At 47.3% G+C, this 8,562-nt stretch carries 8 protein-coding genes; 1 reads left to right on the top strand and 7 read right to left on the bottom strand.

Annotated elements, in window-relative coordinates:
* Positions 1-41 precede the first annotated feature (41 nt).
* Positions 42-728: a diphthine--ammonia ligase gene (locus VK541_RS19805; RefSeq protein WP_324372167.1), complete on the top strand. Its 687-nt coding sequence runs from the start codon at positions 42-44 to the stop codon at positions 726-728.
* A 17-nt stretch (positions 729-745) separates the two neighbouring features.
* Here the strand turns inward: VK541_RS19805 and VK541_RS19800 are convergent, their stop codons facing one another.
* From VK541_RS19800 to VK541_RS19770, 7 genes are all read right to left on the bottom strand, one after another.
* The gene (locus VK541_RS19800) at positions 746-2,494 is read right to left on the bottom strand and encodes an STN and carboxypeptidase regulatory-like domain-containing protein (RefSeq protein ID WP_324372166.1); all 1,749 of its coding nucleotides are present in this window, start codon (positions 2,492-2,494) and stop codon (positions 746-748) included.
* On the bottom strand, positions 2,491-3,462 hold the full coding sequence (locus VK541_RS19795) for a FecR family protein (RefSeq protein WP_324372165.1): 972 nt from the start codon (positions 3,460-3,462) through the stop codon (positions 2,491-2,493). The genes VK541_RS19800 and VK541_RS19795 overlap by 4 nt, the downstream gene beginning before the upstream one ends.
* Before the next feature lie 8 nt (positions 3,463-3,470).
* Complete coding sequence (locus VK541_RS19790) at positions 3,471-4,064, bottom strand: RNA polymerase sigma-70 factor (RefSeq protein WP_324372164.1); 594 nt, start codon at positions 4,062-4,064, stop codon at positions 3,471-3,473.
* A 33-nt stretch (positions 4,065-4,097) separates the two neighbouring features.
* On the bottom strand, positions 4,098-5,642 hold the full coding sequence (locus tag VK541_RS19785; protein ID WP_324372163.1) for a DUF4833 domain-containing protein: 1,545 nt from the start codon (positions 5,640-5,642) through the stop codon (positions 4,098-4,100).
* 12 nt (positions 5,643-5,654) lie between these two features.
* The gene (locus tag VK541_RS19780) at positions 5,655-6,305 is read right to left on the bottom strand and encodes a head GIN domain-containing protein (RefSeq protein WP_324372162.1); all 651 of its coding nucleotides are present in this window, start codon (positions 6,303-6,305) and stop codon (positions 5,655-5,657) included.
* Between the two features lie 60 nt (positions 6,306-6,365).
* A complete protein-coding gene (locus VK541_RS19775) occupies positions 6,366-7,484 on the bottom strand; it encodes a hypothetical protein (protein WP_324372160.1) in 1,119 nt (372 codons plus the stop codon).
* Positions 7,485-7,768: 284 nt separating this feature from the next.
* Positions 7,769-8,562 (bottom strand): MFS transporter (locus VK541_RS19770; RefSeq protein ID WP_324372159.1); only part of this gene is annotated, 794 nt, incomplete at its 5' end.

Raw genomic sequence — 8,562 nt, 5'->3', positions numbered from 1 at the left:
GTAAATATCTATAAGCAAGAACCTGCACATCAATCTATCCGGTGAAAAATAAGTGTTTGTTTAACTGGAGCGGCGGCAAGGACAGCACGCTTGCACTGCATTACGCCTTGCAAGACCCATCCCTCCGCATAGATTACCTGCTGACTACCGTAAACGATGCTTTCGACAGGGTATCGATGCATGGGGTAAGGTCCTCATTGCTCATCAGACAGGCAGAAAGCATAGGCATAGATCTTTATCAGGTGCGCCTGCCGGAGATGCCCGGCATGGACACGTATGAACAGGCCATGCAGCACCACCTTGGTCAGCTCAAATCAAAAGGCATTACCCATTCCCTATTTGGCGACATCTTCCTCGAAGACCTGAAGCTGTACCGGGAAAACAAACTTGCCGAAATAGGGATGACCGCGCTCTTTCCGCTTTGGAAAAGGGATACCACCGAATTGCTCAGGGAATTCATCAGTCTTGGCTATAAAACTGTGGTTGTCTGCGCCAAAAAAGGATTGGAGGACTTCTGCGGACGGGTAATAGACGAAAGGTTTATTGATGAACTGCCCGAAGGAATAGATCCCTGCGGGGAAAACGGTGAATTTCACACCTTTGCATTTGAAGGTCCGATATTCAAAAGACCCATACCATTTGAACTGGGCGAGAAAGTATTCAAGACCTATGAAACCGCTGAGATTAAAGACGCCGGGTACTGGTATATTGATCTGCTGCCGGTCTAAGCAATTCCCTTACTTACCTAAAACAAAGTGACCCCCACATTCCAGCCCACCCAGCCCTTCATGTGCGTACTGAAACTGTGGTGTTTTGACGGCTCGACCTGTTTGCTGTAGCCCTTTCCGGGCGACCCGTTTGCCCCCTCAGTCCAGTAAAGTGAATAGGCCGGGCCACCAAACACAGTAAGCCCTTTTGCCACCTGTACCTGCAGGTTGGTTTGAAAGCGTGCCAGTGTATTGGTATCATCCCAATTGCCGAGATAGATCAGCTGCGAGCTGAGCTCAGCCGCCAGGGAAACTTTGTTGCTGAACAGGAAATCATGCCCAAAACCCAGCCCAAAAGCGTCGATTTTCTCTGAACCGGAAAAATTTCTTCCCGCTAGAATGATGTTGTATAGCTTAGAATTCCCCGTTTTGATGGCTATGTTGGTATTAATCGTTTCATTGGTGTATAGGCTGATCTTGTGGTAACCGTGCCGGGAATAGTTGATCAGACCAATACTGTAACCCGTGCTGTTGCCATTGATGTTGACCAGACCGATCTGTACCCCGTTCATTTCTTTGGAATAATTAAACAGGCCTGAGATCTGAATGCCTTTCATGCCCTGAGAGGTAATGTTTCCCAGCCCGGCGATCTGCAGCCCTTTGGTCTCCCTGGCAGAAAAATTGCCCAGGCCCGCTATCTGAGTACCGTGTACCGCTTTAGACACAATATTCACCAAACCGGCGATCTGCACCCCGTCCATATCCTCTCTGACATGGTTGATGAGGCCGGCGGCCTGCACACCATTGACCTTAGTTCTTACATCATTGGCCAGTCCGGCCATTTGAAACCCGTCTACAGAACCACCAATGCCGTTATACAATCCTGCGGCCTGGAACTTCTTGACATCGCCTTTGGTGATGTTGAACAGGCCGGCTATTTCAAAACCGTTGACCCCCGCAGTATAGCCACCAAGCACATTTAAAGAAAATTTATTGACCACTTGCGAACTCATGCTGCCATGAGAACTGAGACCGGGGGTAAGGGAGGCCTGAAATGGCGTATTGGCAAAGAAATCAGGAATGTTCAAACCCTGGATCCGCTGCCTCGAAGAGAGGAAGAACCTGCCCAGACCGGACTCAGCCATGTTTCTTTTCGAAAGTCCATTTGCTTTTTCAGCATCGGGGTCTTCATAACCTTCCGGCTTCACTTTAATGTCAGAAAGAAACACCAGGGAAGTATCCCTGTAATTTTCCTTGCTGGCTGTCAGGATCACCTCGGTATGATCACCCTTGAACCGGAGCTTAAAATAACCATCATCATCCGTCAGGGTAGACTGGAGCAGGCGCTTTTCATAAACGCTGGCCTGTTTTACCCTGCGTCCTGTTTCCGTATCCACCACATAACCGCTGATGAGGTACAGCCTGTCGGCGCTTGTGATGTTCTCCGGCTCAATGGTAAAATGATTGGCCGCATAGCGGAGGATGACATGCTCACCGATCTCCTTGTAATCGACCTTGCCGGTAAACAGCTGGTCCAGGACATCCCGGACCGGTTTGTTGCGCATATTGATGTTGACCACGCTGTCCTGGTTAAACAATTTACCGTTGTAGGAAAAATAAAAATCACCTGCTTTGCTCATTTTATTGAGCACCTCTGATACCGGCTGGGCCTTGATATTTAAGGTGATCAGTTTGTCCAGGTTATGTCTGTATTCCACTAAAGTGTTTTGAGCCATGCAAAAACCCGGGAGCATCATCAGGAGCAGGCCTATTTTTATCTTCATCATTTAAGTCTAGACAACAAAATCTTATTTTCGTTACGCGTTATTTTTACCCCCATCGTTTCCATGATCACTTTCAGGTTGCCTTCAAGTCCCGCATCCACTTTAAAGGTCGTGCTGATGGTCTCCGCGCCCAGTGAAGGATCACTGATGCTGATCTGCGAACCATAAGCCTCATTCATCACGTCTGCCACTTTCTGGATCGGTGTATTGTTGGCAATAAACAAATTACTGCGGTAATAATTGTACAGCTGATCGGTATTTTTTTCTTTGAGGAGCACTGTAGCCGCAGTCCCGATCAGTACCTTTTCGCCTTTGTGCAGCTCAATTTTCTGCCCGTTCAGTTCCACACGCACTATGCCTGTTTCCACAATCACCTCAGTTTGTCCGTTCAGGCGTTTGATGTTAAACGAAGTACCCACCACCGTTACCGAAACCTGATTGATCTCGATTACAAAAGGCCGGGTCTTGTCATGCGCCACATTAAAGAACACGTCGCCCTTGCTCAGCTTCACATGGCGGTGGCGCTTAAAATTGTTCACGTAACTAATCTTCGAGTTTTTGTTTAATGTAAGTTCAGAACCATCAGGGAGCTGTTCGGTCAGCACTTTGTTTTCCGCAATGACGTCTTTGTATCGCTCAGGACCAAATATGTTGTAAGTCATCCAGATGCCGCCGATCAGGATTAGTATAGCCGCGATCTTTAGCCAGCTGAGGCTTTGTTTCAATGGTCTTATTATGGCCTCCGGGCTTCCTGTAGTGCGCTTTGAAGTTCTTTCTTTAAACTTCAGCCATGCCTGCTGCTCATTAACCGTACTCAAAACCGCCAGTTTTTTTCCTGCTTTCCAGATCTTTTCAAACTGCCCGAAGTAAGCCTGGTTTGAAGAATCAGCCTCCAGCCATGCCTGCACAGTTATGCCTTCCTCTTCACTTGTTTCATTCAGCAGAAACTTTATCAATAATTCATCAGTCATCTGTTCCCCTAATTAAAAAAATCCCTGTAATACCTAATTAACCCCGGTAATGCGAGCGCCATAAACGCGACAAAATCCGCCAGTTTTAAGCGCAATATCTTTAATGCCTTGCCCATCTGGTTCTCTACTGTCTTTATTGAAAGACCCAGCTGCTCTGCTATTTCCCTGTATTTTAGCTCCTCAAACCTGCTCATCTGGAATATTGTCCGGCAGGCTTCAGGCAGCTCGTTCAGTGCCTTCTGGAGCTTTATTTCCAGCTCAGTCAGCTCCACCCTTGAGGAAGCTGGTTCATGTTCATTGTTCATGGTGTATGCCGCAAAATCATGGTATTTTGTTTTGACCTTCTCGTGTTTCAGGTAGTTCATGCTGTCGTTATACACACATTTGTACAAATAAGCTTTGATAGAAGTCTGAATATTCAACAGTTCCCGCTTTTCCCAGAATTTAAGAAACATGCCCTGTACGATTTCCTCGGCCATATCCGCATCCCGGAGCATCACTCCTGCATAGGCATGAAGTTCCTTATAGTGCGCTTTGAACAAGTGTTCGAAAGTCTCATCATCATAGCTCTGCTGTACAGGAAGTAGTGTGTCGTAGGTCAAATTCAATTTATAATACCTTTCAAACTTAAAAAATTAAATATTAATCCGCTTAAGGATTTCAACGCCAGAAGCGCTGTTTACCGTAATCAGGTCTATGTACTCCACTTTGGGGAACCAGAACGAACCGCCCCTTACCCGCACAAAGACCCTTTTCAATAAATAATCTTTGCCCTCGTCTCTGATGTAAATCCTGTACTTATTGTCGTGTTCAGAGCGCTTCAGGTACAGCGGCATTTTCTTGTAGGCCCTCAGCCTGATCTCAAACTCCCCGTTGCCCAGCGATTTGCATTTTACTCCGTAGGCAAACTTATTTTCAATGAGCGTCAGGTCCTTATACTTGCCATCTTCGGTATACCTGATCCAGGAACTTTTGACCGGGTTGTCCTGGTCCAGCTTACCTGCGCTGTTGTAGTTCAGTTCATAGATCACCGTATTGGCATCAGGGTCCCTTTGTAGGAAAAACAGCATATTTTCACCGCGCGGAGTAGGAAGGGGTTCCTTTGTATTGCTTTGTGCGGGACTGGTCTGGCTCAGCAGCAGGATCAGTATGAGTATGATACCCGCCAGCTTCAGCACTCTTTCCCCTTTTTTTTCAATCTCAGCAATTCGCTCCCCCGATGCTTGTTCCGCCAATATCAAATTCATCTGCTTTACCGACTTTTCAGCCTTGTGCCGGTATATTTTGGCCGGGCTCGCAAACATGAAGAACAGCAGTTCCTTTAGACCGTCACTGTTCTTGATGTCGTGCAGCATGTCCCTGTACTCATGAAAATTGAGCACAAAAGGATTGGTCTTGTTTTCCACAGGCGTGGTCAGCCCATACACCGGTTTCTCTTCTTCGTACTGAAAGGTGCCAAACAAATGGTCCCAGATCATAAATGCCGCGCCGAAATTCTTGTCGAGGTATTTTTCCTGGCTGCCATGGTGTACCCGGTGATTGGACGGCGTACCAAAATACTTCTCTATGAAAGGGTGCAGCTTGCCTATTGCCTCTGTATGTACCCAAAACTGGTACAATGTGCTGATCTGACTGGCTACAAAAAATACTACGGGGTGAAAGCCCATCAGCGCAACCGGGATGAAAAACACCGTTTTAAAATGCTGCACCCAGCTTTGTCTGAATGCCACGGTCAGGTTGTAATGCTCCGCCGAATGGTGCACTACATGAGTTGCCCAAAAGAAGCGGTTGAAATGCGAGATGCGGTGCGACCAGTAGCTGCAGCAATCGTACAGGACAAAGCAGGGCGCCAGCATCCACCAGTTGAGTTCCATTCTCCATGGCAATACATTGTAGATCCACAAGGCCCCAAAAAGCAGTACCACTTTCATCAGCAGGTTTACCGCCAGGTTGCCCAGGCCAACGAACAGCGAACCTATGGTCTCCCGTTTTTCATAAGTTTTGTGCTCGCCAATATGCGACAAAAAACCTTCCAGCAGGGTAAATGCAAATACCACAGGCAAAGCATACACCATCAGGTTTGGGGCACTTTTTTCCAATTGGTGAATCTGATCTGCAGGAATCCTCATGGCCCCGAAAACTGAGGTAAACGCTTGCAGATGTGACTGAAATGCTGACATGACGTGTTGTTGTTAAAGTTTGATCAATTTGCCGCTGCCGCTGATCTGAGAATCGATCTGCGGACTGCCTAGGTAGTACAGCTCACCGCTGCCGCTGATCCTGGCCTTTAGTTTTTCTGAAACGCTGACTTTCGCATCGCCGCTGCCCGAGATGTGTACTTCGGCATTTTTGCTCTGCAGTTTCTTCAGGTCAGCTTCACCCGAGCCCGAGATCTTTACAGAGGCCTCATTGGCCACAATGATCTGTTCGGCTTCCACCTCGCCACTTCCGCTTATGGAAACCTCAAAACGATCAAGCGCAGGAAACTGCCCGCTGAGACCGATATCGCCGCTGCCGTTGATGGAAAGGTAGTTGATCGCAGGCAGTGTCACATAAACCTGGACATCATCACGCCTTACATTGACATTTTTGTAGCCCAGGTGCAGTGTGCTGCCCACCACTTCTGTTTTGAAATAAGGGATCAGGTTGTTTGAACCGCTCAAAGTCACCTTAAACTCTGTTCCGCAGGCAATATGGATGTCACTGCTGCCATCGGTGTCTACGCCCGTAAAAGCGCTTAACGCTCTTGTTTCCGTGGTTTTTTCCCCGCTTGCGGTAAGCTTGTCCTTAGAGCAGGAGGTCAAAAAAATACTCAGTAATGCTGTTGCTGTTAAAATTCTCATGTGATTTAAAATTTGTGTGTTCATTGATGTCTTTTATGATATCCCGCCAGGGTGACCGTTCTAGAATTTGACATGGATGCCGCCTGTATAACCCAGGTACAGTCCCCTGAAATCCTCATCCCAGTCTCCCGGCCATTTCTTTAAGTACTTTTTGGTTAATTTTTCACCCTCAGCTGTGTTTGTGGTAATGAAATTCAAAGACGGGCCGGCAAATATTTCCAGGAAAGAAGTGAGCTTCAATGCGGGCATCAGGCGGAAGGAAGATTTGAAGTAATCGCCGTCCTCAAAGTCTGTTAGCGTGCTGGCAATTAGCTCAGCATTTAACCTGAAGCGGTTTGAGGTAAAGAAATGTGCGCCAAGCCCTGCTTCTGCCGCATAGACCGCATCATCGTTTTTGAAATTATAACCCGCACCAATGATCCCGTAAAGTATTTTGCCGCCAGATCTGAAAGAGAGCATAGTGGTCTGGTTCTCATCAACCGTAAGGCCGATGCTTTTTTCGCCATGTTTGATGATGTTGATGATCCCGATCGGGCAGTCACTGCTGTCTGCGATGTTCATAAAACCAGCTACCTGCACACCCTTGACCTTCCTGGCAATGTTGATGAAACCCGCAAACTGAGAGCCCTTCACATCCTTCGCTGCATTGGCAAAGCCGGCAACCTGGGAAACGCTGACATTTTTAGCCACATTGGTAAAACCGGCGAACTGTGCGCCTTTTATATTTTTAGCAACATTGATGAAACCGCCAACCTGCGTTCCGTTTACCTCTTTAGCGATGTTGGCAAAACCTGCAAACTGCGCACCTTTAACATCGCCGGAAGCCACATTGGCAAAGCCGCCGAATGCTGGACCTTTACCGCCACCATAAGTGTTTGCGAAACCGGCGAATAAAGCACCGTTAACAGTTCTTTTGACGTGGTTGGAAAAACCGGCAAACATAGTGCCTTTCACATCATTGCGCACTACATTGGAAAGACCTGCAAATGCCGCCCCGCGCTCGGCCGCAGAAACTCCGCCGATCAGGTTAATAGAAAAGTTATTGGTATCCAGCGGAGCACGCATGCCATTGGTACTCAAGGGATAAACGAGTCCAAAGTGAATTTTTCCTGGTATCTGGTTTTGTGCTTCGGCACTCAGACCGGCGAGTAGTAGAATTGAAGTAATTAATTTTCTCATTTGTATCTTATTTTAGAGTAAGACAACGAGATCAACTTATACCCCTACGCGGGCTGATATTTTTTTTACGACTTTTGAAGGATGCTAAAATGCGATAGTCTCAGAAGGGATCAGAAGCAGAACGGATCCAGTTCGGTTAAGGGCAAGTCCTCACATGAAACACACCTCAGTCACACTTTCTTCACAAAAAGGTACCTGTTTGTGGCTTTGGTGTGAACAAGGTGTGAAGAAAGTGTGACTGGGCATGCCCGTAAGCAGCACCTTAACAGGTATGAAAAATGTAGTTAATGAAAGGTATTTACGATTCTATCAGGCGTTTCAATCTTTTTCTTAATGGTTTTCCTTCCAAAGTAGAGGATCGCAAGTGCCATCAGGGTAGTAACGGTCATGATCGATACCATAGGCACCGGAGTGCGCTGTTCAAAGAAACCGATGAAAGCCGATGCAATGGCTCCCAGCGCCATTTGGAACGCACCCATCAACGCAGATGCGCTACCGGCATTCCTGCTGAAGGGAGCCAGGGAAAGTGCCGCGGCATTAGGATTGGCAAAGCCCAGACAGCCCAGGAAAAGGAAAAGCATGATCAAAGACTCTGTGAGACCAAACCAGCCGTTTATACTTCCGATAAGGAACACAATAGCTGAAAGTGCCTGCCCGATCAGTGCCGCATAGATCAGCTGTTCACTGGTATATTTTCTGAGCATTAACGTATTGACCTGGCTTGCACCAATAAAACCAATAGACAGACCGGCAAAGATCCAGCCGTAGGTTTCTGTTTTTACCTTGAATATGGACATGAACAAAATCGGCGAACCGCTCACATATACAAACAAACCTGCAAAAGCCAAAGCGCCTGTCAGCGCATAGGTATAAAACTGCGGCTCTTTCAATACGGCCCAAAAAGTGGTGATGATCGGCCTCGGCTTTAAAGAAAGTGTGGTGTCTGGTTTATAGCTATTGGGCAGCCACAGCCAGCTGGCGACCAAATTGAACAGCCCCAATCCTGCTAATACCAGGAATATCGTATGCCAGCCCAAAGCAACGGAAATATAGCCGCCCAGTGTGGGCGCCACCATAG

This window comes from Pedobacter sp. (genome assembly GCF_035317785.1).
Lineage (GTDB): Bacteria > Bacteroidota > Bacteroidia > Sphingobacteriales > Sphingobacteriaceae > Pedobacter.
Note: the sequence above shows the minus strand (reverse complement) of the source record. Positions and strands in the feature narration are given on the sequence as shown.